This is a genomic window from Psychrobacter sp. CX14 (assembly GCF_057396205.2).
Map to the genome: position 1 here is coordinate 437,989 of NZ_CM183187.1, position 23,875 is coordinate 461,863.

Here is a 23,875-nt window from a genome sequence, read left to right on the forward strand (position 1 = left end):
ACGATAACAGACATAATAATTTGACAGCCTTTTGAGAATTCTATGAAAATTAGCGAACAATGGTTACGCGAGTGGGTAAACCCAAATAACAGTACACAAGAGCTGGCCGATCAGTTGACCATGGCAGGTCTTGAAATTGACGATATCGAAGCGGTTGCGGCTGACTTTAGTGGTGTGGTCATCGGTGAAGTAATTTCTGTTGAACCTCATCCTGATGCCGATAAATTGCGAGTAACTCAGGTTAATATCAATAGTGATGCGCCGCTACAAATTGTTTGTGGTGCACCAAATGTGCGTGTTGGCATGCGTGCACCTGTGGCTACTATTGGTGCAAAGCTACCGACACCAGACGGCAAAGGTTTTAAGATTAAAAAGAGCAAGCTGCGCGGTGTTGAGTCACAAGGTATGTTATGCGGTGCATCAGAAATTGATTTGCCAGATGTGGTAGATGGTTTGCTTGAGCTGCCAGACAATGCACCTCTGGGCACAGATATTCGTGATTACTTAGGTCTAGACAATAAGGTTTTAGACATCTCTATCACCCCAAACCGTGGCGACTGCTTTAGCGTCCGTGGTATTGCCCGTGAAATCGGTGTGATTAACAATCTGCCTGTGACTGCTCCAGAGACCACTGAGCAAGTTGGTGATACTGACGCAACTCAAGCAGTAACGGTTGATGCGGTTGATGCGTGTCCACGCTATCTTGCACAGCCGGTGCTTAATATTGACCGCAGTGTTGAGACACCTGAGTGGATGCAAAAAGCATTGCTACAAAGTGGCCAACGTTTGCATAACTTCTTGGTCGATGTGACTAATTATGTTTTATTAGAGCTGGGTCAGCCGCTACATGCTTTTGATGCTGATAAGATTATCGGTGCCATTAAGGTTCGTAAAGCGGTAGAAGGCGAAAGCTTGGAGCTGCTCAATGAGCAAACCGTCACCTTAAAAGGGGACGAACTGGTTATTGCTGACGATGAAGGCATATTAGCCCTTGCTGGTATTATGGGCGGTATGCGCAGCAGCGTTACCGATGAGACCACCAATATTGTGTTAGAAAGTGCGTTCTTTGAACCGCTTGCTATCGCAGGGCGTGCGCGCCGTTTTGGTTTACATACTGATGCCTCGCAGCGATTTGAACGTGGTGTGGACTTTGAGCTGCCTTCAACAGCCCTAAATCGTGCAGTTAACCTCATTAGCAGTGTAGCAGGTGGTGAAGCCGGTCATATTACAACCGTTGAAGACACTAATCAGTTGCCAAACCGTTCAATTGTACGTCTACCTTTACAGAAAGTGAAAGACGTGATTGGTATTGAGATTGCCAAAGAGCGTATTATCGAGATATTAACACGTCTTGAGATTCAAGTAGAAGAATCTGAGCACGACGGCAAGACCGTTCTCTACTGCTTACCGCCAAGCCATCGTTTTGATATTGAGATTAGTGAAGATTTGATTGAAGAAATCGCGCGTATCTATCGCTATGACAATATTCCAAGCACCCTGCCAAATCTTGGTGTCGACATGAGTTTCGATGACACTGCTGATTTGACGCACCGCTTGAAGCTTAAAATGGTCGATGCAGGCTATATGGAAGCGATTAGCTTTAGTTTTAGTGATGAGAAGATTGAAACCATCTTGGATGACTCAAAACTGGGTAATGTGTTAGCGCTTGCTAACCCTATTTCATCAGATCTAGCGGTAATGCGCCGCACCTTACTATCAAGCTTATTGCCTTGTGTGCAGTATAACTTAAACCGTCAACAGCCTCGCGTGCGTTTCTTTGAAACCGGTCTAAGCTTTGTGGGCGCTACTGTTTCTGAACTGGTTCAAACCCCAAGTCTAGCGATTGTCGCAACTGGTGATATCTATCCAGAACAGGCACATGACAATCGTGCGATGGACTTCTTTGATCTAAAAAATGATGTGGAGCAATTACTACCATCGACATTAGATGACGCCAGTATTAGCTATCAGCGCAGCACATTGGATTTCTTACATCCTGGTCAAAGCGCAGAGTTATTAATCAATGGTGAGGTTGTGGGCTGGTTAGGTCAGCTGCATCCAAGTATTGCTCAAGAACTGGATTTACCTAAGACTTGGGTTACTCAATTAACATTAGAGCCAATTTTGGAGCAAATGCGAGTGCTACACGGCATTCAAAGTCCCTCTAAGTTCCCTCAAGTTCGCCGTGATATTGCCTTTTTAGTAGATGCTAATATTCCTCGTCAAGATTTATCTGCGACTATCCGCAAGGCAGGTGGAACCCTACTACAACAGCACTGGTTGTTTGATGTGTACCAAGGTGAGCACACACCAGAGGGCATGCGTTCCGTTGCCTTTGCTTTAATCTGGCAGGATGTCGCACAGACCCTATCCGATGAGGTTGTCAACGAGGCAATGGAGAAAGTGATAGGTTCATTACAGGAAGCCTATGGTGTACAATTAAGAGACAGTTAAGAAATATTAATATACACTCTGACACATAAATGTTATTTTAAAGACAGTTGTTTTTAAAATAACCAAAACAGCGCCCATCAAGCAGGAAGCTTATGGGCCTTACTATTATTATCAGGTCTATTAAAAGCCATTGATAAGATTGAATACGAAAAGGAAGACGCAATCATGACTCTTACAAAAGCAGATATTATTGATCACCTTGTTGATAAATTTGGGTTTACCCGTCAACAGGGACGAATGTTAGTAGATTCGTTTTTTGATGAAATTTATGCCAATTTGGTAGATGGCAAAGATGTAAAGTTATCCGGTTTCGGTAACTTTATCCTAAAAGATAAGAAGAGTAGACCAGGACGCAACCCGAAAACAGGAGAAGAGGTTGAAATCTGTGCACGCCGTGTGGTGACATTTAAAGCAGGTCAAAAACTGCGTCGCCAAGTAGATGAGAGGCAGACAGCGCAACAAGCTTAGAAGTTGATAGCCAGTAACATAAGTTATTGCTCGCTTCTACAGAATCTTAACCTTGAACTATTTTTAAATTGAAGTCAAAAAACAAAAAAAGAGAGCCAACTGGCTCTCTTTTTTGTATAACTTTTTTGCTAGGTAGGAATTACTATTATTGAGTTACAACTTCAGCATCGCCTTCAGCATCTTCAACAACAGCTACATCAGTAGTGTCATCAGCAGTAGCCATAGCTTCATTTGAAACTGCATCTACATCAGTAGTGTTTGACTCTTCAATAGCTTCTGCATCACCAGCCATAGCAGCAGCTTCAGCTTCGTCTGCAGCAGCCTGTGCGTCAGCTAATTCAGCTTGTTCAGTACCAACAGCTTCGCCTTCAGCAGCAGCTTCGTTTAGTTCTGCTTCTGCGTCTTGTAGCTCTTCTTGAGCGTCGTTAACGTCTTCAACAGCGTTTTCTTTGTTGCTGTCACAAGCTGTTAAGCCCATAGTAGCAGCCATTAGACCTGAAAGTGCAAGTAGCTTAAGTTTCATAGTTTATCTCCAAAAAAGTGAAATATGACTGACAAAGCAATTTATAAACAGTCACGCAGAAATAAAAAGTATTTCTGTCATCTAACTAGATCATAAGTGAAATCTTACAGAGTCAGAATTCGTTGGCGATTATACCTCACCAATATGACAATATAAAGTAAATCTTGTTAAACATTATATTTAGATACAATTTTTAACGAAACTAGAGTAATAAATTCTCTCGATTACCTAAAAAATTAAGTCTAAAAATTTTGATAAACACTTATACTAAGCATTTTTGTTCATTTTATTTCTTAACTCAACTGGATGCAATCACAGAATGTAAGTTCATTGTTACTTCAAAACAGTACCAATCCTTACTGAGCTGTCCATTCCATTAAGAACACAAAGCCGTCATGCTGCACCACCCCTAGAGTATAGTCTTATTTGTGCCTATACTATGATACTTATAGGATGAACGGTAGATTGGATGGTATTAGCTGCATGCTATGACTAATAACAGTCATCTACTTATATAAATATGTTGTGTTTTGTCGTATCGCCTTGTGTAGGGGCTTTATATAATATCCAAATCCTATAAGATAAGGTATGAAACAGGTAATATAACAATGTTTATAAATCAATAATTGAGGCAACTATCGATGAAATGGCGAGGTAGGCGTAGAAGCTCTAATGTGCGCATGAGTGGAGGTAAAGCAGCAGGCGGTGGTATTTTTGGTATCATAATTGGCCTCATCTTATGGTTAGTATTTGGCATGAATCCAATGACCGCTTTTCAGACAGGTCAATCCGTTACTAACGGGGGAGGTAGTGCTACGAGTACTCAACCTTTAAATGATGATAGCCGTGATGCTCAGTTTGTCGCCACTGTTGTGGCGGATACTGAAGATGTTTGGAAACAGGTCTTCCAAGAGTTAGGCGGAACATATCAAGAGCCACAATTGGTATTATTTAACGGTAGCGTTAACTCAGCCTGTGGTAGCGCAACGGCGGCAACTGGTCCTTTTTATTGCCCAGGTGATCAGACAGTATATCTAGATACGTCCTTTTTCGCTGAAATGCGACAAAATTTAGGCATTACTGGTGATCAGCAAGGTTCAGGCGATGCTGAAAACCAAGGTAAGGCGGGTGATTTTGCACAGGCTTATGTGATTGCACATGAAGTGGGTCACCACGTGCAAACCTTAATGGGTACATCACAAAAGGTAAATGAGGCGCGTCGTCAAGTCAGTGAAGCGCAAGGTAATGAGTTGTCAGTACGTCAAGAATTGCAAGCAGACTGCTATGCAGGGGTATGGGCGAATCGTAATCAACAACGTGTTCAGTTCTTAGAATCGGGCGATATTGATGAAGCACTACAGGCAGCCAGTCAGATTGGTGATGACCGTTTAGCACAGGCTAGTGGCCGAGCAGTGGTTCCTGATAACTTTACGCATGGTAGCAGTCAGCAGCGTGTGAACTGGTTTAGCCGTGGCTTTGAAACGGGTGATGTACGCAACTGTGATACATTCTCAGGCAGTATTTAGCAGTATTTAATAGACGCTAGATGTTAGGTAAATAGCTTTTAAACAAAAAGCCTGCAATTGCAGGCTTTTTTGTTTAATCATTTATCATTGGATAATTAAATAAAATAGCGACTCATTAACCCACAATTATTTAGTATGATCGATAACATAACCCGTGCCACCGCCCAATACGGCACCCGTTGCAGCACCTTTAGCGATATCTCCACTATCACCACCGCTCTTGATAAGAGCACCAGCAACCGCGCCAGCCGCCGCGCCTTTAGCAGTGTTGTTCATATTATTTGGATTAAAACCACCCGTTGAATTACAGCCAGCCATAAGAAGTGCAGAGCTAGTCATCGTTGCGAATGCAAGAGTTTTAGTAAGTTTCATGATATATTCTTCCTTATTTGGCCTGAGAAATTAAACAAGTTACGATTTGATAAGTGTAGCGTATCAGCCAAAATAGCAGTGTATCGATAAGGCTACGCTATACTCACGGAATGTAAACGGTGTTATGTGGATGTATCCTACAAAAAAACCGCTAACATCTGTTAACGGCCATCTTCTTTCGTACGTTATATCAAGCTTTTAAACAACTAGTTTTGTGATTTACGCTTCATTTGATCAAAGAAATCATCATTGGTTTTTGCCTCTTTTAAGCGATCGAGCAAGAATTCAGTGGCTTGCGTACCATCCATCGGCTGAAGCAATTTACGTAAAATCCAAACTTTACGCAGCGTATCCTCATCAAGCAGGCGCTCTTCACGGCGTGTGCCAGATTTTTTGATATTAATAGCTGGGAATACACGTTTTTCAGCCAAATCACGCTCAAGCGTAATTTCTTGGTTACCTGTCCCTTTGAACTCTTCGAAGATAACGCTGTCCATCTTACTGCCAGTATCGATTAGGGCAGTTGAGATAATGGTTAAGCTACCGCCTTCTTCGATGTTACGTGCTGCACCAAAGAAGCGTTTAGGCTGTGCTAACGCGTTGGCGTCTACACCACCTGATAATACTTTGCCAGATGACGGTACGACCGCATTATAAGCACGTGCCAAACGAGTGATAGAGTCTAATAAAATCACCACGTCTTGTTTGTGCTCAACCAGACGCTTGGCTTTTTCGATAACCATTTCGGCAACTTGGACGTGACGCTGTGGCGGCTCATCAAAAGTAGAGGCAACCACTTCACCGCGTATCGTGCGCTGCATTTCGGTCACTTCTTCTGGGCGTTCATCGATAAGCAGAACAATCAAATAGCATTCAGGATTATTACGCGTAATAGACTGTGCAATGGTTTGAAGTAGAACGGTTTTACCAGCTTTTGGCGGTGCCACGATAATAGAGCGCTGACCTTTACCGATAGGCGCAATCAAGTCGATAACACGACCGGTTAAATCTTCAGTCGTACCATTACCTGTCTCAAGCTTAAGCTGCTCAGTTGGGAATAGTGGTGTTAGGTTTTCAAAAATTAATTTATGACGTGAACGATCTGGGGTATCAAAGTTAATCTCACCGACCTTCAATAGCGCAAAATAACGTTCAGAATCTTTTGGCGGACGGATCGTACCGGCAATAGAGTCGCCTGTTTTTAGGCTAAAGCGGCGAATTTGGCTCGGACTAACATAAATATCATCAGGACCTGCTAGATACGAGCCTTCTGATGAGCGCAAAAAGCCAAAACCATCGGGCAGTACTTCAAGTACACCATCACCATAGATGGCTTCACCATTTTTGGCATGCTTTTTTAAAATAGCAAAAATGATGTCTTGTTTGCGGCTACGGGCAAGATTATCGAGTCCCATCTCTTTTGCAATATTTAGCAATTCAGAAACAGAGTTCTTTTTTAGTTCAGTCAGATTCATAGAGGTTTCGTTTGATGGTTGTTGAGTCATAGTCAGCTACTAGAAGTATGCAATAAGTGATTGTTGTGGTTACGATAAAGGCTATCGCTACACACAGGTAGAGTTGACACCAAATAATGGTAGGAAAAAGTAAGGTTATTCATGAAAATAAGATTACTGAGTTTATGATATAAATAGAATAGAGGTACCATGACCACGTATTAATACTTGCACAAGTCACACACACGTCTTTTGATGTTATAGCAACCATTATCTTGCACATTATCACTAACAATTTGCAAATATATTAGGTTATATAGCAATAAGTAGTGACAATAAATGAATATGTAAAATTGGCGCTAAGCTAGAAGAAGGCAGCTTATACGCAGTATCTTAGATAAGCGTTTTACCTATTATTTAATCAATTAAATATAAAGTATATTGGATTCAGACGGGGTTTACTGTTGTGCAAGAAAGCGAGAAAAGGTCTTTTGATTGTCAATATTTGACTATCAATCAGCATATAAAAAGACGACTAACTGGCGTTGTTATTAACAGTGACGCAAGTTCAGATAGTGTGATTTAGATAAGGGATGATAAATCAAAGATTGCGTACAGATAAGCGAGTACTGGTAAGACAGAAACTAAGGATGCGTTAAATCAGCATTCATTTCTTGAGACTTCGCGAATTGACCGCAAGTTGACAATAGGTATTCTCTAGAACACAAACTATACGGTGTTTTACAGCGTTATGTCAATGGTTTTGTTGCTTTAAAGGCCATTAAATATCAGGATTTTACCTAAACGCACTCATATTTTGGCCTAATAATAGAAGATACTCTCTACTTCATTAGATAAGGATTTAATAGTAAGGCAGTATATAAGCCGTTATTCGCCTCGCTAAGCCCATAATTATAAAGATAAAAAAGGCAATTATCTAAGGACAATCGCCTTTTTAAACCCTGCTCCTTGGTTTTTTTAGTGAATGCCGATAGGTGAATACCCAATCAAAAGGACATCACAAAAAGACCAAAAAGTCATTAGGCATGCTTATCAAGTAAAGCAGCTAGATCAGCTTTAGGCTGAAGGCCCATAACCGTATCTACTTTCTCGCCGCCCTTGAATACCATTAGCGTTGGGATACTACGGATACCGAAACGGCTTGCAGTTTCTGGGTTTTCATCAACGTCAACTTTAACGATGGTTACTTTACCATTGTAGTCTTGAGCAAGCTCTTCTAAAACTGGTGCAATTGCTTTACATGGACCACACCAAGCTGCCCAAAAATCTACCAATACAGGCTTATCTGCTTGTAGTACATCTTGGTCAAAGTTTGCATCTGTGGTGTTGATAATTAAATCTGACATAAGGATTTCCTTTATTTTATTAAAATACGGATGTGAATGGATGTTATAAATATTAAAAAATAGATATAGCACGTTGATGCGAAAATACTATTAGAAACTATTTTACCATTTATTATGCATTGTTTTGTCTGCGGCCGGTTAAATCTGGTTAATAATTGGTATAAGTTGGATTGATGATATACTCACACCTCCAGTAAATGGGCGATAATACTTATCAAATGGCGTGCAAACATATTAAATAAGGTTGTGGATTAGCCGCTTATTTACTTAGATAACTACTAGAGCAGTTTTACCTTTTTATTCAATCATTTATTACAGCGTTGCAATGTATTATGGCGATACCACTAGAAACAGTAAACCAGCTTAACCTTGAAGAAACCCAGCGTGATACGCAGTTTTTCAAAGACTTTATGGCACAAATTACCGTCTATGAAGATGACGATATCTTATTGGTGGACAAGCCGGCCGGACTGCTCAGTATTGACGGTAAGGACTTAAAGGTTAGCCTATTGGCTCGACTGGTGAAAGCCAATCCTGATGTAAAGCTTATTCACCGTTTGGATATGGACACGTCAGGTCTAATGATTTTTGCCAAAAACAAACCGGCGCAAACCCATATTAGTAAACAATTTATTGAACGTATTCCACAAAAAGAATATCAAGCCATCGTGCAGGGCACTTTAGCGACACCTGGTAAGAAGGGTAAGATTAATATTCCGGTACGTTATGAGCCGACTATTAAGCCCAAGCATGTGGCTGATCCAGACTGGAAAAAGCATGCACTGACCCATTATGAAGTGCTGCATCATGAGCTGCGTCAAGGTAAGTCTGTGACTCGTGTTGCGCTTCATCCTGTTACTGGGCGCAGCCATCAATTGCGTGTGCATATGTTGCACTTGGGTCATGTTATTATCGGTGACCCCATTTATGCGGAAGGCGAAGCGCTAGAGCTGGCGCCACGATTAAATTTACATGCCCACAAACTGCGTCTTAAACATCCGGCAATGAACACTTGGATGGCGTGGGAAAGTCCTGTGCCGTTTTAAACCTATCAGGCAAATAAAAGTCTTTTAATCAATAGAGCCAGATAGTATCGTGTAGATAGGATATATATTAGATAGTCTCTCTTAAAGATGACATTACCTGTCAAAGGTAATGCGTCTTTCTGTGAACCAACCCCTAAAGGCCATTAGACTAGTGCTAACAAGGGGCTACCATAAAATAAGGATATTCTATGACTGTGATTCACTCAACCAATCACTTCGAGCACGCGCGTGATGCGGCAAAGCCGCTCGACCGAGTCGAAGATGTACGCGCTGCTGCCGAAGACTTCCGCAAAACCATGCTTGCTGGCCCCAAGGTCAAATTCTACAAAACCTTTGAGCTGATTCGTATTCCATACCCGACCAAGTTTGGCTATTTACACGCTTTTGGCGGCGCCTCTCCCTACCTTCATATCTGTAACAAAGTATTCGTCATTCAGTTTGATAGTGATGAGGGTCTAAAAACCTTACTGGTTAGCCCATCAGACTGGGAGCATCAAGCAGAGACACCCTATTTCTACCACATGTTGCAAGATATGGGTGTATTGTCTAAGCCTGTTGAAAAGATTATGGTCAGAGCCACCAATACCGTGCTTAACGTGCTAGATAAACTCGGACTAAATCCTGAAGACGTTGATTATATTACCTATGATCATTTGCATACCCAGAATATTACCCGTTGGTTAGGTGGTACAGGGCAGTCTGCATTATTTCCAAATGCCAAGCTACTCGTGATGCGTGAGGAGTGGGAAAGTGCTCAAGCTTTATTGCCTTGGCAGAATCAGTGGTATTGCCCAGGCGGTATCGATGGTATCGATGACAGTCGAATTGAGCTATTAGATGGCGATGTATTGCTCGGTGATGGCTCGGTTGCGCTGATGCGTACCAAAGGCCATACCGAGGGCAATCACTCGATTGTTGCCCATACCGATCAAGGCTTATTAGTAACCTCCGAAAATGGGGTTAGCATGGATGCTTACTCACCTGAGCACTCCAAAATAAAAGGTCTTGCTGACTACGCCAAAATGACTCAATCAGAAGTTATTTTAAATGGCAATACTTTAGAATTCGGTATTGATCAATATCTGTCTATGATTCAAGAGAAAACCGTAGCCGGACCTTATCCTAAAGACGAGCGCTTTTATAACATGGCCTTGTCCTCAGAGTCTGCAGGATATGTATTCTTCCCAGGCACGGCGCCGACCATACGTATGGGCGAGCTTGAGTTTGGTAAGTTTACGCCAAATCCTAAATCTAAAAACAAAAAGAAGAGAGGTGGCATATGGCGCAAACTTATATCGTAACGGGCGGTGCTTCAGGTATTGGCCGAGCACTGTGTCAGCGTTTACTTGATAGCGGCAATAATGTATGCGCCTGTGATATCAATAAGGATGCACTACAAAGCAGTTATGCACAGTTAACCGACTCTGTACGCAAGCGGTTGTTATTGCAGTCTTTAGATATACGTGAACCTGAGCAGTGGCAACAGGTCATCGCCACCGTGCTTGAGAAATGGCAAAGAGTGGATGTGCTGTGCAATGTGGCGGGCGTGCTTAAAGAAAACTGGATAACCGACATTGATGTACCCAATGATGTTGACCTGCACTTTGACATTAACGTCAAAGGTACGATATACGGTACCCAAAGTGTGGTCGATACTATGCGTCAGCAGGGCAGCGGACATATCATCAATGTGGCCTCTTTAGCGGCGCTTTCACCAGTACCAGGTCTGTCTTTATATAGTGCGAGTAAGTATGCTGTACGTTCCTATTCATTAGCCGCTGGTATGGAATTAGGCAAATATGGTATTGCGGTGACGACTTTATGTCCTGATGCTGTACAGACGCCTATGCTTGATCAGCAAAAGGGTAAGGAGCAGGCAGCGCTGACCTTCTCGGGCAATCGTACCTTAAGTGTGGATGAAGTGGTTGATGCTATTGTAGGCCCTGTGCTTGAAAAACGTCCGCTTGAGATGGTATTGCCGGCAAGCCGTGGTGTGGTGGCAAAGATTGCGAATATCTTTCCACAGACAACAGGTAACTTTGTGGAAACTTTCCGCAAGAAAGGTCTTAAGCGTCAGGCTAAACGCTAGGCTTATTTTAGGGCGTGTGGAACATTCGCAAATTAGCACTGCTGATAGCTAAAATTGTTTCAGACTAGGCGTAAACCGTCGTTAATGTCTAGACCTTGACTAGGTTTGCAACAACGTCTGGGGCGATTTTAGCATCAGCCTCACTCGAGCACAGCTCTCGCCTTGCGAACGGGCAAAGCAGTGCTTTGCCCGTTCTCAGGGGCGGGACTCTTTTTTGCCAATATATTGCGAAATTGTCTAACTTAGAATGACTAAGCGTCAAAAATTTCACTGCATATTGACTAAAAAATAGTCGCCGCCAGTGCCATGGTCGAATGTTCCACACGCCCTAATATAATTTAGCTTAATCAATATGTTTAAGCTTAAAATAAAACAAGCGCACATAAAAAAGCAGCCCTGAAAGCTCAAGGCTGCTTTTTTTACGTCATTAGAGCGTTATAAATATTATAAACGTCTCTAATCAGTATGGGTTTTCAATTAACCGAAAACTTTAAGACGTTTTTCTAGTGGTTCAAATTCTTTTTCGCCTGCTGGCTGTTCGATACCACCGATAACCATTTGAGCAACTAAATCCCATTTAGGATCGATGTTCCAAGTTTTAGCAACTTCGCTATCGATTAGTGGGTTGTAATGCTGTAGGTTTGCACCGATGTTTTCAGCAGCAAGTGCAGTCCAGATTACATACTGGTGCATAGCGCTTGTTTGCTCTGACCAGATTGGGAATTTGTTTGCATATAGAGCAAAGTTGTTTTGTAGATATTCAATAACGTTTTGATCTTCATAGAACAAGATAGTTGCTGCGCCTGCTTTAAAGCCTTCAAGTTTTTGCTTAGTCGCTTCGAATGCTTCGTCATCTGCAACTACTTTACGTAGCTCATCTTCAGTGATTTGCCATAATTTTTTATGATCTTCACCAAACAATACAACGATACGAGTTGATTGAGAGTTGAATGCTGAAGGCGTATGCAAAATAGCATGCTCAACAATTTTAGTAACTTGTTCTTTAGCGACAGGTAGAGTGCTGTTTAATGCATAGATAGTACGACGTTTTTCAGCTAGTTTTTGTAAGTTTTGTAGGTCTGACATAGTCATTCTCCGTTATGAAACAAGAAATAAAATACAGCTATAAAGTTAACTTACGTTGGGGCACGCTTATTGTAAGTTTCTAGTGCCCCTGTAAATTATCTTGCATGATTATAAAATAATCAAATAAAACTGACATTGTTTTTTTGTAAATTTATTTAACAGTAGATAGTAATTTTATACATTTAATAAAGAGTCTATTCTTTAAAACCTTCAGGTAATTTTGGTGCTACCAAACGCTTAAGATCCGAATTGACATTACCAAAGCGAGGGTGATGGTTGTTCCAATCGATAATGGCTTGCTCAATATCTTCTTTGTTATCAGACACAAAGTTCCACCACAATAATACTTTTTGATTCAGTGGCTCACCGCCTAACAGCATAAAGCGAGTGTCTTTTTTACCACTTACTTTAATCGTTGTGCGCTCTTGAACATCATCAAAACGGATTAAGTCGTTTTGTTTGTACTGAGTGCCATTATATTCAGCACCGTCAACTACCATTAAGATACCGTACTCCATACCCGGCTCTAGGGTTAACTCAACCTCTGTATCTTCGGTTAAGTGAACGTCAACACCGACAAGCTTAGAGTACTGAATAGTAGGCGCTTCGTAGCTGTCACCAGTTGGTGTATTATAAACACCTGTGGTTAGAACGAAATCTGCACCGTTTGCTGACCAGCTAGGTAGCTCTGGGTAATGATGGAAATCACGTTCGATTTTTTGATCTAATGGCAAAGCAATCCATAACTGAACCATATTCATACCTCGCCACGCATTAGCAGAGCCGCCTGTATCTGGAAATACGCTTTGCTCAGTATGGCTGATACCTTGATCAGGGCCAGTACCTGCAGTCATTACGTTAACTTGGTTTTTGGTAATGACTTGCTCATTACCAATACTGTCTTTGTGTAGCACTTCGCCATCAATCATCCAGCTAAACGTCTGTAGGTTGATGTGTGGATGACGACCCACTTGCATACCGTCTTCATCTTCACCAAACTCTGCAGGACCGGCATGATCCATAAAGCACCAAGCACCAATAGGGCGCTTGCCTTTATTCGGTAGTAATCGAGCAATAGGAATACCGCCAACATCTGCTAGACGTGGTTCAAGAATTTTAGTTTTCATAATTCACCTCTAAATTAACATTAATTATGATAGACGTTGTACCTACCTGTACATATACGCTATGGGTTGTCATACAGTAGCTTATCTAGAAAAATTAGGGTCAGCGACTACGTAAAAATTTGTTTGTACTCTGTTATTCTGGCACTTCTAATTCCGATGCTCTTAGAATGTCATCGGAATATCCATGACCAATATCTGAGCATTTTCCAGCACATCCATAGTAAAGTTTTTGGTATCGGTGATACCTAGACCATCTCGACCTTCTAATATCTGACCTTTAATGACCACTTTTCCTGAGATAACAAAAACATAAGCGCCATTTAATGGGCCACGTATGGCATAGGTGCTAATCTCACCTTTATCAAACTCACCAACACTAAACCAAGCATTTTGATGAATCCAAACCCCATCATCATCTGGGTTAGGCGACAGCACTTGATTAAATTGATTGCGATTTAGTAGGTCAACCAGTCGTACTTGCTGATAGCGCGGTTCTACATTCATCTTATTGGGTTCGACCCAAATTTGCAAAAATTTAACCGGCTGGTTATTGCTCGCATTCATTTCGGAGTGGACCACCCCTGTGCCTGCCGACATCACCTGAATGTCACCAGTTGCGATAATGCCCTCGTTACCCATGTTGTCTTTGTGTTTGAGCTGACCGAACAAAGGAATACTGATAATTTCCATATTGCGGTGAGAATGCTCGCTAAATCCTGTGCCGCCTTCGACATGGTCATCGTTGATAACCCGTAGCGCGCCAAAGCCGACACGGTCCGGATTATAGTAATCTGCAAAGCTAAAGGTGTGTTTGCTTTTTAGCCACCCATGATGTGCGCCACCACGTGTATTAGCTGCATGGTAAACCAGTTTCATAATAACCACCTTTAACAACCAATTCTTAATAAAGACGATATAAGATTTAATACAGGTACATAATAAAGCCTGTAAAATAAAATGCAAGTTACTGATAGTTGCGCTTTTGTACATAGGTCAACTAGACGTTCATATGACAACGATATATCATGAGAACGTAGCGAATAAAAGGGGCTAGCAATTCATTTGCTAGGCTGTCTTTATCCAAGCTCGATACTCTAAAACTAATAAATCATCCAAATTCACTTGTGTCATAAATAAGCGGTAGCATTGATAAAAATGATATTGCTCATTGGGCAAGGTGTTATTAATAGAGGAATAATAATGTCTGATAAACAACCTTTAAATTACGAAGTTATTGATAATAAAGAAGCCAAAAAGTTTGAGATTCACGTTGACGGCCACGTGGCTTTTGAAGATTATGACTTCTTTGAAACCTCTCAAGGTGAACCGGGTATTGCTTATCTGCATACCGAAGTACCTAAAGAGTTAGGCGGCCGTGGTATCGCTGGTTATTTAGCCAAGTATCTACTAGATTACGCTGCTGAAAATAATCTACGCGTGAAACCTATTTGCCCCTTTATCAAATCATATATCGATAAGCATCCTGAGTACCAAGATAACTCAGTATTCCATAACGCTAAAGCATAAGCGTTAGATTTAATCGTAAAAATGAGCAACTTAGGTTGCTCATTTTTTTATGACTTTATTCTTATCATTTTCTAACCCTAATCGGCTCACGATTAGAATCCAACCTTAAGAAATACACAGACATAAAAAACACCCCAACTAACTATGAGTTAGAAAGGGTGCTTTTATAGAAGACTAAACAAATCTTAGTAAGTTAAAAGTTATCTCACTATAAAGCTGATTAGAAAAATAAGCATTAAGTTAGGGCGTGTCCTCAATTCGTACGATTACATTTAAATGGGCTAAAAATAGCTAAATCTTGTCATACTGCCTCAAATGACGAGTAAATATCTCGATATTTACGGCATTATCTTCCTTGTCTGACTGCGATTTATCTTACTTTTATCACCATTTTCAAAATGAGGACACGCCCTAGAATGTCAGTCTTCATTCCATTACGGAATCTCGGATTACTAATTATAGCAAGTCTTTTGGATCAGCATTTTTAACCGCATTGTAGCTGTCTACTAATGGCGCATATTCAGTGCTGATATCATAGAAAAGGTTTAGGTAACCTTCCATATCTTCACGCCAGTCACGACGTAGCTCATTCGCCATAGCGAACCAAGTTAACAACTGAGCACCTTCTTGTTGCATACGTAACCATGCAGCGTTACGGCTCATATCATTGAATGTACCTGAAGCATCGGTGATGACGAATACTTCGTAGCCTTCTGCTAATGCAGACAATACTGGGAATGCAACACAAACTTCCGTTACGATACCAGCGATGATGATTTGTTTACGGCCAGTTTTCTTAATTGCTTTAACAAAGTCTTCATTATCCCAAGCGTTGATTTCACCTGGACGAGCAATGTAAGGCGCGTCTTTGAACATCTCTTTTAGCTCTGGCATCATTGGACCATTTGGACCTTGCTCAAAGCTAGTAGTCATAACTGCTGGTAAATCGAAATATTTAGCGATTTTACCCATAGCTAATACGTTGCTTTTGAACTCATCAGCTGGCATGTCGCGGCATAGAGTTTGTAGACCTGTTTGATGGTCAACAAATAGTACAACAGCATCATCTACAGACAGACGCTTATATAGATTGTCATCCGTTTTTAGTTTTGTTTTTTTAGGCTTAAACATATCTAGGTCCTTTTTAATTGGTTTATTTATAGTAGTAAGAATAAATTTGAATCTTGATATATCTATATATAACGTATTACTAAGTAAATTTTAATAAGATTGCTTTAACTAAGCTAAATGCAATATTATTAGAACTAAGTAATCTCGATACCCTTAGAGAATACCATTCCTAATCAATATAACTTTATTGACTTAGTATTGTTTGGTACGTGGTTTGTAAACAATGTAGAGAAAGTTAAGTAAATACCTGCTGTTCTATGTATACCTTTGCAACCCTTAAAATTTAGGTATAAAAAAGCCCCTATCCCCTGGGTAGATAGAGGCTTAACGTGCTGCAAATTGAGCTCTTTATTTAGGATGCATTTGCTGAGATTTTCGGTAATCCTCATCGCGTGTTGCAAACGCCAAATATAGAACAGGTAGGATGAACGGAGCAATAGACCAAAATCCAATCCAGATATAAAGGATTGTACCTAAGAAGGCACCAGTGACGAAGCTCATAACAAGCGCTAAGCTGTGTTGTAAGTCATTCATATTGCATTCATTACGGTTAAAAACATAATCAGATAAATCCATACCTAACTTAGTCGTATTACCCGTCATCAATAGCGTTGGGCTCATTTTACCCATGACTGTCTTGCCCGCTGTGTTACGAATAGCAAAGGCCATTAAGCCTAAAAATCCGGTAAATGCCAGCTCAACCGCACCAGCATCGCTGAATGGACCAAAGTACAATGCTGAAACCATAAATGCAGTTAAAAAAGCAACTTCAGTAAATAATAAGCGGCTTAAAATAGGCGACTTCGAATCACTGCGATCAATAAATCGCTTGGTCAGCATAACCGTGATAATAAACACAGGAAGAACAGAGAGGTCAATCCAAAGACTATTATCGTTCTTCACGATGGCACTACCGGCGGTTACTAAGTTTCCTGTCACATGGTTAGTGAAGAAACCTAATAGGCCAACGAAACCAATGGTATCAATTGCACCACCGACTAAGGTCAGTAGAATCGGGCCATGAAATCGTTGCCAAAATCCTAACTGAGAGTGAGGGTCAGGCTTTGTGACCTTATGGGTCTCATCTTTATTGTCATTAATATTCGGATTACTCATTATTATACTCCAAAAAATTATTATCCATAAGTTACTCCTAATGAGACAAATCTGAGCTATATTGATTATCGTCTTATCAGTATTCAAAAAGTGGACTATGGTGATTTACATTTTATAAATGCTAATCCTAGGAATTAAACTGTAAATATAATCTTATCACTATATATAAAAAATAAACTTGCTACAGTCTCAGATAGGTGGCATGTACAGTGCGTACAAAGGTCACAAATCTAATTTGTATCAAGTTTATTATGATGACTTAATTATGGAGGATACATACACATTTTTGAGTTGCGTTTCAGTTAAAAGCTTAATGGTTTTGCATCCACTGATGAGTCTGAGCCCTCAATTAGTGCGGTTTTAGGTAACTAATCAAACAATAAAGGGCGTATCGAACCTCGTTCAATACGCCCTTTATGAATGACTTTACTAAAATTTAGAGTAAAGCGATTTCGCTAACTATTAGATACGGTTGTTATGACGCGCTGTTGTGGCTGGCTCTCTTGATGCATCAATTGAGAAAGGACCGGCACCGTGAGAAACAATCATTAAGAAACCACCAGCGATTGCGAGGTTTTTCAAGAAATGGTTTTGCTGTTCTGGATCGCTGAATGGGTGGAAGATAAAGGCAGAGGCTAAGCTAAATATAGCCAAGAACAATGCCACGATACGTGTTTGAAAACCAACCACGATAGCGATACCACCAATCACTTCTAACAAAATAACTAAAGGTAGGATGAAGCCTGGCACACCCATCATTTCCATGTAACCTTGGGTAGCAGCATAGCCTGTGATTTTGCCGATACCTGAGTAGATAAAGAGACCAGCAATTAGAATACGGCCAAGTGGGGCACTGATGTTTGAGATTGCGTTCATGATTAATTCCTTAAAAAGAGTCGTTGTTTTAATGTTCTTTGCTAATGGTGAGTATCTTAATTGTTGACTAAAACGATGTAAACACCAATAATCGCAAATTATAGTTCTTAATATCAGAACAATCCGAAGTTTTGCTGTGCTAGTCAATAAAACCAACTATTAATCTATACAGCGACAGCACTTGAGACTTTGCAGTTTATCTTATTATGTCTGTTACAAAGTAGTAAGAGAGTAAAGAAAATAATCAATGAAAACAGGATGCTCTCAGGAATGGTCTTAAGTGCCAACAATAAACGCCAATAAAGAGTTAAATAAACCTGTTTATAAATTAAGGCATTTTATAACCTACAATTTAGACGGTTATCTGATAAGAAGGGATGGGAATGGGACAATTAGAAGATATGGCACTGTTTATCCGTATTGTTGATGCGGGTAGTATCACCAGTGCTGCAGAACAATTAAATATCGCTAAATCTGCAGTGAGTCGACGTCTTAAGGATTTAGAACACCGTTTAAACAGTCAACTGATTAGCCGTACGACGCGCAACTCAACGCTGACCGAAGCAGGCCGTCAGTATTATCAGCAGTCACGGCGTATATTAAGCGAAGTAGATATTTTGAATGAAGAGGTTAGCGGAGAGCAGACTCACATTGAAGGCACGCTCAAGATGACTGCCCCGTTAAGCTTTGGGTTGATGCATTTAAGCGATATTATTCATGAGTATTCGCAGCTGCACCCAAATTTAAATTTTAAGCTGGATTTTTCAGACAAACAAGTTGACCTAATCGAGCAAGGCTATGAGATGGCTGTGCGTATTGGCGAGCTAAAAGACTCTAGTTATCAGGCCAGACGCCTAACGCCGATACGCTTTGTTCTGTGTGGTAGCCCTAAGTATCTCGCAAAGAAGGGTACGCCCAAGACTATTAATGATTTAAAAGAGCATTTGTTTTTGCAATACGGACTAGGGCGTGCCAGTGAATTGGTACTGACAGATGATGCCGGCGAGTCACATCGTATTGTCACTCAGTCCAAAATCAAAGCAAATAACGGTGATTTTTTATTAGACATGACTCGAAAAGGGCATGGGATTGCGTATATGCCGACCTTTATTGCCTATAAATGTCTATTAAGTGGCGAGTTGGTCTCAATAATGCCTGAGTATCGATTACCACAGATTAATGCCTATGCTGTCTATCCTAAGAGCCGGTTTTTATCGCAGCGTTGCCGATTCTTGATAGACTTTATTATTGAGCAAATTGGCGATGACCCTTATTGGGATCAACATCTGGTAACAGAGGGTATGATTAATCAGTTTTAGTATCGACTATTTATAGCAACCATTGTGTATAGTGCCCATCCGTCGTTGTATATGGTGGTATTAAAAATATAGACGATATAAAAAGCCCGCTATCTTAAGATAGCGGGCTTTTTTAATAGAGGCTTAAGCTAAATCTGGCTTGGTTTATTGACTATCCGTTTCGCTAGCCGTTTTAATCTTCTTCAAGATAGCAACAATCTGCTTACTGGTTAAATATCTTGGAACGGCATAAGTATCACTGACTTCTTTCGCAGCGCCTTTGGCCATTTTCTTGAAGTCTTCTTCTTTCATACCTTTAACGATAGGGTCAATATTGACCTGTTCAATCAGGGCTTTGACCTGAGTAATGAAGTAATCAGCCAATTCAGCATCATCAGCTGAAGGGTCTACAAGGCCTGTCTTCTTAGCGAGCAGCGCCAATCTGGTTTTAGACACATTGCGATTTGCATCAAGAATATAAGGTAAAACAATGGCATTAGCACGGCCATGTGGAATACCGTACACCGCGCCTAATTGGTGAGCGATAGCGTGAACATATCCTAAACCGGCTTTGTTAAAGGCAATACCGCCGTAATGAGCGGCGATGCCCATCTGTTCACGCGCTTTTAAGTCTTCCCCATTTTCATAAGCAATGGGTAAATACCGCATTACGGTTCGGGCTGCAGAGGCTGCGTAATAATCAGTCTCGCTACTGGCATTGGCGCTCATCCATGCCTCCAGCGCATGGGTCAATACATCGATACCGGTATCGGCAGTGATATGCGGCGGCATACCTTGCATAATCTTCGGGTCTACGGCTGATGCTAAGGGCACCATACGCGGGTCAATCGACAATGACTTCTGATGGGTTTTATCATCCGAAATAACAGCACCCAATGTGGCTTCTGAGCCAGTGCCCGCCGTGGTCGGGATGCAATATAGTGGCATACACTTGGAGGCTTTTAAGATGCCCATTAGCTTTTGCGGCTTACGTTTGGTTGCTTGAGCTATAGCAATAATTTTTGAGGCATCGATTACTGAGCCGCCACCTACGGCAAGAATGGCATCACAGTTATTATCAACAGATGCCTTTAGTCCCGCTTCAACCACACTAAAAGTAGGGTCTGGAGTGATACCATCAAAGAGGTGATAGCTGATGTTTTTACTTTCAAGATAAGTAGTAACTTTTTCAGGAACGCCTAACTTATTTAATACCGCATCGGTAACAATAAGGATATTAGTAGCACCTTCGTTAATCATCAAATCGCAAAGCTCGTAGCAAGATTGTTCCCCAACGAATAACTGTGGACGTGGAATGGTCACCACCATAGCAAAGGCTTGTAATGCGGTAGCACGAGTTTTGGCCACGGCGACATAACCTGAATGAGTCAGGGTGCCTAGGATACCATTACGGCTGATTGATTTTGGATGTAGTGAGCTTAGAGTTTCAAGAGAGGTTTTGGCAAGCATAAAAAATCCTTTTTTAAAGCATGAAATAGTCTATTAATGTGGAAATAATAGCAGAATATCAGCAAGATAGGGATTATTAGAGGGGTATTTATTATAACGGCCGATAGCAAAAAAGGTTTTGCATCAATGAGAAAGGGGTGTTGAGTAGGTGCTTAAATTATATTTCAAAAGAAATGGCTTGGTAAATATTGAAGATATAAAAGGAGAGTAGTTAATCAAATTGGCGGTGAAGGAGGGATTCGAACCCTCGATACGCTATTAACGTATACACACTTTCCAGGCGTGCGCCTTCAGCCACTCGGCCACTTCACCATTTGATAGCCGCATAGTATACCGAAAGGCGGCCCCGTTGTCATCATAAGCTGTCACTTTCGCTTTATTTTCTAATATAACCGGCAATTAGTGCTGTTTAATCATGAATTCAGTAAACTATATGGGCTTATGAGATAAAGCTTAATAAATACATGTCATGTAACGACGTTTAAACGTCGGCACCGCTTTACTCTTAAGACATGCATTGTTAGGATGATGTTCTTTTTTGGGTTAGCATGAGTGAGTAGTATTGTTGGCTTAAAGGTAGGGCAATGAACGATAATTTAGCAAGGTATGGGGCGGTAAAAAACGTGGTGAATGAAAGATGTAGACACAATACTATAGCCAATAAAGCACGACAGGGTTCCAACGCAGTTCAAGTTATCTTGCGCTCATTGTTGGTAGTGATAACAAGTTTGTTCTTCTCTATTGCAGCATGGAGTGCTGATTTTAGAAGTTGTGGACAAAATTTCTATGACGGCATAGCGCCAGATTTACTGCAAAATAAATTAGTCAAAGACAGTGTCCCTTTGTGCTTTGATGGATTTGCTACCTTATATTCTGGCTTATCACGCACACCGTTATGGTCAGCTGAGTATTTGACCCGCGAGCGCCTGCTACAAGCAGAAGAGATTCCTAGGGATGACAGCTTCCATAGTGAAAGCAGATTGCCAAGTCGTATGCGAGCGCAGTTATCTGATTATAAGGGCTCAGGATATGACCGCGGGCATCTTGCACCCAATGCCGATATGGCTGATGAAAGTCAGCAATATGATAGTTTTAGTCTAGCCAATATTATCCCGCAAACTCCTGAAAATAACCGTTATGTGTGGAAAAACTTGGAGTCAGTGACCCGTTATCTGACCAAAAAGCATGGCGACGTTTACGTGGTAACCGGTGTGGCTTTTAGAGGTAATAAAGTCACCCAGCTTAATAAGCGGGTGATTGTACCAACGCATACCTTCAAAGCATTGTACGTGCCATCGACAGGGGAGGCCGGTGCCTATTATGCGCCAAATGACGATACCAAACGGGTAGAGGTGATTAGTATTGATGAGCTGGCGCTGCGTTCAGGTATCGATGTGTTCCCAGGTATTTCGCCGCAGTCTAGAGCCAATCCCATGTCATTACCAACTATGCTCAGTGATATAGACGACCGTAGTGATTACAATGCTCCGCATACCAATCAGCAGGATGAAGATGAGCCGCTGTGGTATCTTATATTGGTTGAGATTTTATGCTGGTTTGTGGATAATTTTTTAACCAAATAATGTCAGATGCTTTCATCCAATCTACTTATAATAAGCTTGAATGGTTTTCACTAAGACCATCAAGATTTTTATAACGGCTTTTATTACCATTATTTATTATAGTCAATAATAACCCATAGCGTGGTCAAATCATCAGCCTCTGTTAGCCAATAAAGGAATGCCGTAATGAACGAGACAAGCCCAAAAAAGCTATTTGCTCCTTTTGAAAATGATCATCAAAGTATGCAAATCGGTGAGCTTATCTTTGAGAATCAAACCGATAAAGTGATTGTGTATGGTGATATTGATATTACCAAATCCAAAAAAGGCCTTGAGCAGGCGCTTAAACTAAAGCAAGTGTTTAATGATGTGGTAAGCGCATTGCAGCAAGCAGATGCTGAAGGTACGCTTAATGCAACAGACAACGTAACAGCAACAAAAGAGTCGATTGTAAGCGGACAGACGCAATCGGGTAACGAAGTAGACAATCCCTTTTCATAACTCTTACCGTTGAAATATAAGTTTGCAATAAACAGATCATTTAAAACTTTATTTTTTGGTTTTTATCTCTATAATTAATACAGTCATTCATGGTTCACGAATAAAAATGTCTTGACCAGACTATAGGCACTGGCATAAGATACAACGAACCATGAATCAAGAAGTAGTAATTAAAACAATAACTTTGCAAAGATATTGCACAACATACAAGAAAAGGCATGTTGATAAGTTATTTGTTTAATATAATTCATTATTTTATGAATTTAACTAAGTAAACCCTCGTCTATCGAAAGGAATCGTAATATGAAATTATTCAACCAATCAGTTCTTGCATTATCAGCTCTAGGTCTTGCCACTGTCGCTATGGCGGCTGATCCATTAGCTAACACCACTTGGCAGACTTATGATGACGGCGAACCAAAAGCAGTTGTTAAAATCGTTGAATCTAATGGCACGCTAAGCGGTAAAATCATTTCAACTAAGCGTCCTGAAGGTCAGAAGTTTGTTGGTCGTACTGTTATCCAAGGCTTAAAAGCTGATGGCGGCGGTAAATACAGCGGTGGTAAAATCACTGATCCAGAAAATGGTAAAACCTATCGTCTAACCGCACAATTAAGCGGTAGCGACTTAAAACTGAAAGGTCATTTAGGTCCATTCTCACGTAGCCAAACGTGGAAAAAGAAATAAGTTACTCTTCAATTTGAGTCGCTAAATAAGCAACTCTTTTATAACCCCATCCTTATAAAGACGGGTTATAACAGCAAAAAGCCAGACACTTCAGTGTCTGGCTTTTTTGCGTCTATCGTTTATATAAAGGGATAGTGAGAAAGAGGGACTTACTGACTATTTTGTCTATAACCAGTAAGTCCTTTGTTCCAATCC

The 23,875-nt window shown here is 40.9% G+C and carries 22 protein-coding genes and 1 tRNA gene; 11 read left to right on the forward strand and 12 right to left on the reverse strand.

Going from position 1 to position 23,875, the window contains the following annotated elements; translation table 11 throughout:
- The first annotated feature begins 42 nt into the window (after positions 1 to 42).
- The gene (gene pheT, locus AC2SLO_RS01870; RefSeq protein WP_486542543.1) at positions 43 to 2,454 is read left to right on the forward strand and encodes a phenylalanine--tRNA ligase subunit beta; all 2,412 of its coding nucleotides are present in this window, start codon (positions 43 to 45) and stop codon (positions 2,452 to 2,454) included.
- Positions 2,455 to 2,616: 162 nt separating this feature from the next.
- Complete coding sequence (locus AC2SLO_RS01875) at positions 2,617 to 2,922, forward strand: integration host factor subunit alpha (protein ID WP_486542663.1); 306 nt, start codon at positions 2,617 to 2,619, stop codon at positions 2,920 to 2,922.
- A gap of 145 nt (positions 2,923 to 3,067) precedes the next feature.
- Here AC2SLO_RS01875 and AC2SLO_RS01880 read toward each other — a convergent pair whose 3' ends face one another.
- On the reverse strand, positions 3,068 to 3,445 hold the full coding sequence (locus AC2SLO_RS01880; RefSeq protein ID WP_486542541.1) for a hypothetical protein: 378 nt from the start codon (positions 3,443 to 3,445) through the stop codon (positions 3,068 to 3,070).
- A 641-nt stretch (positions 3,446 to 4,086) separates the two neighbouring features.
- Between AC2SLO_RS01880 and ypfJ the strand changes: the two genes are divergently transcribed.
- Positions 4,087 to 4,971, forward strand: coding sequence for a KPN_02809 family neutral zinc metallopeptidase (ypfJ, locus tag AC2SLO_RS01885; protein ID WP_486542539.1), 885 nt, complete (start codon positions 4,087 to 4,089; stop codon positions 4,969 to 4,971).
- A gap of 126 nt (positions 4,972 to 5,097) precedes the next feature.
- Here ypfJ and AC2SLO_RS01890 read toward each other — a convergent pair whose 3' ends face one another.
- The 3 genes from AC2SLO_RS01890 to trxA all read right to left on the reverse strand — a co-directional run bounded on the left by AC2SLO_RS01890 (position 5,098) and on the right by trxA (position 8,164).
- Positions 5,098 to 5,343, reverse strand: a complete 246-nt coding sequence (locus tag AC2SLO_RS01890) for a YMGG-like glycine zipper-containing protein (protein WP_486542537.1) — start codon at positions 5,341 to 5,343, stop codon at positions 5,098 to 5,100.
- A 206-nt stretch (positions 5,344 to 5,549) separates the two neighbouring features.
- A complete protein-coding gene (gene rho / locus AC2SLO_RS01895; RefSeq protein ID WP_486542661.1) occupies positions 5,550 to 6,818 on the reverse strand; it encodes a transcription termination factor Rho in 1,269 nt (422 codons plus the stop codon).
- Positions 6,819 to 7,837: 1,019 nt separating this feature from the next.
- Positions 7,838 to 8,164, reverse strand: coding sequence for a thioredoxin (gene trxA / locus AC2SLO_RS01900; RefSeq protein WP_486542535.1), 327 nt, complete (start codon positions 8,162 to 8,164; stop codon positions 7,838 to 7,840).
- Positions 8,165 to 8,496: 332 nt separating this feature from the next.
- On the opposite strand from trxA, the gene AC2SLO_RS01905 reads away from it, so the two are divergent.
- The 3 genes from AC2SLO_RS01905 (at position 8,497) to AC2SLO_RS01915 (ending at position 11,299) form a co-directional block, all read left to right on the forward strand.
- Positions 8,497 to 9,210: an RluA family pseudouridine synthase gene (locus AC2SLO_RS01905; RefSeq protein WP_486542533.1), complete on the forward strand. Its 714-nt coding sequence runs from the start codon at positions 8,497 to 8,499 to the stop codon at positions 9,208 to 9,210.
- A 188-nt stretch (positions 9,211 to 9,398) separates the two neighbouring features.
- Positions 9,399 to 10,511, forward strand: coding sequence for an MBL fold metallo-hydrolase (locus tag AC2SLO_RS01910; RefSeq protein WP_486542531.1), 1,113 nt, complete (start codon positions 9,399 to 9,401; stop codon positions 10,509 to 10,511).
- Positions 10,490 to 11,299 carry an SDR family NAD(P)-dependent oxidoreductase gene (locus tag AC2SLO_RS01915; RefSeq protein ID WP_486542529.1) on the forward strand — a complete coding sequence of 270 codons (810 nt, stop codon included), beginning with the start codon at positions 10,490 to 10,492 and terminating at the stop codon, positions 11,297 to 11,299. Before AC2SLO_RS01910 ends, AC2SLO_RS01915 begins: the two co-directional genes overlap by 22 nt.
- A gap of 477 nt (positions 11,300 to 11,776) precedes the next feature.
- Here the strand turns inward: AC2SLO_RS01915 and AC2SLO_RS01920 are convergent, their stop codons facing one another.
- The 3 genes from AC2SLO_RS01920 to AC2SLO_RS01930 form a co-directional block, all read right to left on the reverse strand.
- Positions 11,777 to 12,385 carry a nitroreductase family protein gene (locus AC2SLO_RS01920; protein ID WP_486542527.1) on the reverse strand — a complete coding sequence of 203 codons (609 nt, stop codon included), beginning with the start codon at positions 12,383 to 12,385 and terminating at the stop codon, positions 11,777 to 11,779.
- A 194-nt stretch (positions 12,386 to 12,579) separates the two neighbouring features.
- On the reverse strand, positions 12,580 to 13,512 hold the full coding sequence (locus AC2SLO_RS01925) for a pirin family protein (protein WP_486542525.1): 933 nt from the start codon (positions 13,510 to 13,512) through the stop codon (positions 12,580 to 12,582).
- A gap of 162 nt (positions 13,513 to 13,674) precedes the next feature.
- Complete coding sequence (locus AC2SLO_RS01930; RefSeq protein WP_486542523.1) at positions 13,675 to 14,388, reverse strand: pirin family protein; 714 nt, start codon at positions 14,386 to 14,388, stop codon at positions 13,675 to 13,677.
- Positions 14,389 to 14,712: 324 nt separating this feature from the next.
- Between AC2SLO_RS01930 and AC2SLO_RS01935 the strand changes: the two genes are divergently transcribed.
- Positions 14,713 to 15,039, forward strand: a complete 327-nt coding sequence (locus tag AC2SLO_RS01935; RefSeq protein WP_486542521.1) for a GNAT family N-acetyltransferase — start codon at positions 14,713 to 14,715, stop codon at positions 15,037 to 15,039.
- 456 nt (positions 15,040 to 15,495) lie between these two features.
- Here the strand turns inward: AC2SLO_RS01935 and ycaC are convergent, their stop codons facing one another.
- The 3 genes from ycaC to AC2SLO_RS01950 form a co-directional block, all read right to left on the reverse strand.
- Positions 15,496 to 16,170 carry an isochorismate family cysteine hydrolase YcaC gene (ycaC, locus tag AC2SLO_RS01940; RefSeq protein ID WP_486542519.1) on the reverse strand — a complete coding sequence of 225 codons (675 nt, stop codon included), beginning with the start codon at positions 16,168 to 16,170 and terminating at the stop codon, positions 15,496 to 15,498.
- A 348-nt stretch (positions 16,171 to 16,518) separates the two neighbouring features.
- Positions 16,519 to 17,286, reverse strand: coding sequence for a YoaK family protein (locus tag AC2SLO_RS01945; protein ID WP_486542517.1), 768 nt, complete (start codon positions 17,284 to 17,286; stop codon positions 16,519 to 16,521).
- A 462-nt stretch (positions 17,287 to 17,748) separates the two neighbouring features.
- Positions 17,749 to 18,162, reverse strand: coding sequence for a DoxX family protein (locus tag AC2SLO_RS01950; RefSeq protein WP_486542515.1), 414 nt, complete (start codon positions 18,160 to 18,162; stop codon positions 17,749 to 17,751).
- 383 nt (positions 18,163 to 18,545) lie between these two features.
- Between AC2SLO_RS01950 and AC2SLO_RS01955 the strand changes: the two genes are divergently transcribed.
- Positions 18,546 to 19,481: a LysR family transcriptional regulator gene (locus AC2SLO_RS01955; RefSeq protein ID WP_486542513.1), complete on the forward strand. Its 936-nt coding sequence runs from the start codon at positions 18,546 to 18,548 to the stop codon at positions 19,479 to 19,481.
- A gap of 144 nt (positions 19,482 to 19,625) precedes the next feature.
- On the opposite strand, the gene AC2SLO_RS01960 is transcribed toward AC2SLO_RS01955, so the two are convergent.
- Positions 19,626 to 20,930: an iron-containing alcohol dehydrogenase gene (locus AC2SLO_RS01960; RefSeq protein ID WP_486542511.1), complete on the reverse strand. Its 1,305-nt coding sequence runs from the start codon at positions 20,928 to 20,930 to the stop codon at positions 19,626 to 19,628.
- 221 nt (positions 20,931 to 21,151) lie between these two features.
- A tRNA-Ser gene (locus tag AC2SLO_RS01965) sits at positions 21,152 to 21,242 on the reverse strand.
- A 272-nt stretch (positions 21,243 to 21,514) separates the two neighbouring features.
- On the opposite strand from AC2SLO_RS01965, the gene AC2SLO_RS01970 reads away from it, so the two are divergent.
- The 3 genes from AC2SLO_RS01970 to AC2SLO_RS01980 all read left to right on the forward strand — a co-directional run bounded on the left by AC2SLO_RS01970 (position 21,515) and on the right by AC2SLO_RS01980 (position 23,680).
- Entirely contained in the window at positions 21,515 to 22,513 is a 999-nt protein-coding gene (locus tag AC2SLO_RS01970) for a DNA/RNA non-specific endonuclease (protein ID WP_486542509.1), read from the forward strand.
- Between the two features lie 165 nt (positions 22,514 to 22,678).
- A complete protein-coding gene (locus AC2SLO_RS01975; protein ID WP_486542507.1) occupies positions 22,679 to 22,993 on the forward strand; it encodes a hypothetical protein in 315 nt (104 codons plus the stop codon).
- Positions 22,994 to 23,296: 303 nt separating this feature from the next.
- Positions 23,297 to 23,680, forward strand: a complete 384-nt coding sequence (locus tag AC2SLO_RS01980; RefSeq protein WP_486542505.1) for a DUF2147 domain-containing protein — start codon at positions 23,297 to 23,299, stop codon at positions 23,678 to 23,680.
- The last annotated feature ends 195 nt before the right edge of the window (positions 23,681 to 23,875 follow it).

Coding starts and splice junctions, on each gene's coding strand:
- AC2SLO_RS01920 (WP_486542527.1), bottom strand. CDS start 12,385: ATGTCAGACCTACAAAACTTACAAAAACTAGCTGAAAAACGTCGTACT.
- ycaC (WP_486542519.1), bottom strand. CDS start 16,170: ATGTTTAAGCCTAAAAAAACAAAACTAAAAACGGATGACAATCTATAT.
- AC2SLO_RS01950 (WP_486542515.1), bottom strand. CDS start 18,162: ATGAACGCAATCTCAAACATCAGTGCCCCACTTGGCCGTATTCTAATT.
- AC2SLO_RS01905 (WP_486542533.1), top strand. CDS start 8,497: ATGGCGATACCACTAGAAACAGTAAACCAGCTTAACCTTGAAGAAACC.
- AC2SLO_RS01970 (WP_486542509.1), top strand. CDS start 21,515: ATGAACGATAATTTAGCAAGGTATGGGGCGGTAAAAAACGTGGTGAAT.
- AC2SLO_RS01910 (WP_486542531.1), top strand. CDS start 9,399: ATGACTGTGATTCACTCAACCAATCACTTCGAGCACGCGCGTGATGCG.
- ypfJ (WP_486542539.1), top strand. CDS start 4,087: ATGAAATGGCGAGGTAGGCGTAGAAGCTCTAATGTGCGCATGAGTGGA.
- AC2SLO_RS01880 (WP_486542541.1), bottom strand. CDS start 3,445: ATGAAACTTAAGCTACTTGCACTTTCAGGTCTAATGGCTGCTACTATG.
- AC2SLO_RS01975 (WP_486542507.1), top strand. CDS start 22,679: ATGAACGAGACAAGCCCAAAAAAGCTATTTGCTCCTTTTGAAAATGAT.
- AC2SLO_RS01945 (WP_486542517.1), bottom strand. CDS start 17,286: ATGAGTAATCCGAATATTAATGACAATAAAGATGAGACCCATAAGGTC.
- AC2SLO_RS01890 (WP_486542537.1), bottom strand. CDS start 5,343: ATGAAACTTACTAAAACTCTTGCATTCGCAACGATGACTAGCTCTGCA.
- AC2SLO_RS01980 (WP_486542505.1), top strand. CDS start 23,297: ATGAAATTATTCAACCAATCAGTTCTTGCATTATCAGCTCTAGGTCTT.
- AC2SLO_RS01925 (WP_486542525.1), bottom strand. CDS start 13,512: ATGAAAACTAAAATTCTTGAACCACGTCTAGCAGATGTTGGCGGTATT.
- trxA (WP_486542535.1), bottom strand. CDS start 8,164: ATGTCAGATTTAATTATCAACACCACAGATGCAAACTTTGACCAAGAT.
- AC2SLO_RS01930 (WP_486542523.1), bottom strand. CDS start 14,388: ATGAAACTGGTTTACCATGCAGCTAATACACGTGGTGGCGCACATCAT.
- pheT (WP_486542543.1), top strand. CDS start 43: ATGAAAATTAGCGAACAATGGTTACGCGAGTGGGTAAACCCAAATAAC.
- AC2SLO_RS01960 (WP_486542511.1), bottom strand. CDS start 20,930: ATGCTTGCCAAAACCTCTCTTGAAACTCTAAGCTCACTACATCCAAAA.
- AC2SLO_RS01935 (WP_486542521.1), top strand. CDS start 14,713: ATGTCTGATAAACAACCTTTAAATTACGAAGTTATTGATAATAAAGAA.
- rho (WP_486542661.1), bottom strand. CDS start 6,818: ATGAATCTGACTGAACTAAAAAAGAACTCTGTTTCTGAATTGCTAAAT.
- AC2SLO_RS01955 (WP_486542513.1), top strand. CDS start 18,546: ATGGGACAATTAGAAGATATGGCACTGTTTATCCGTATTGTTGATGCG.
- AC2SLO_RS01915 (WP_486542529.1), top strand. CDS start 10,490: ATGGCGCAAACTTATATCGTAACGGGCGGTGCTTCAGGTATTGGCCGA.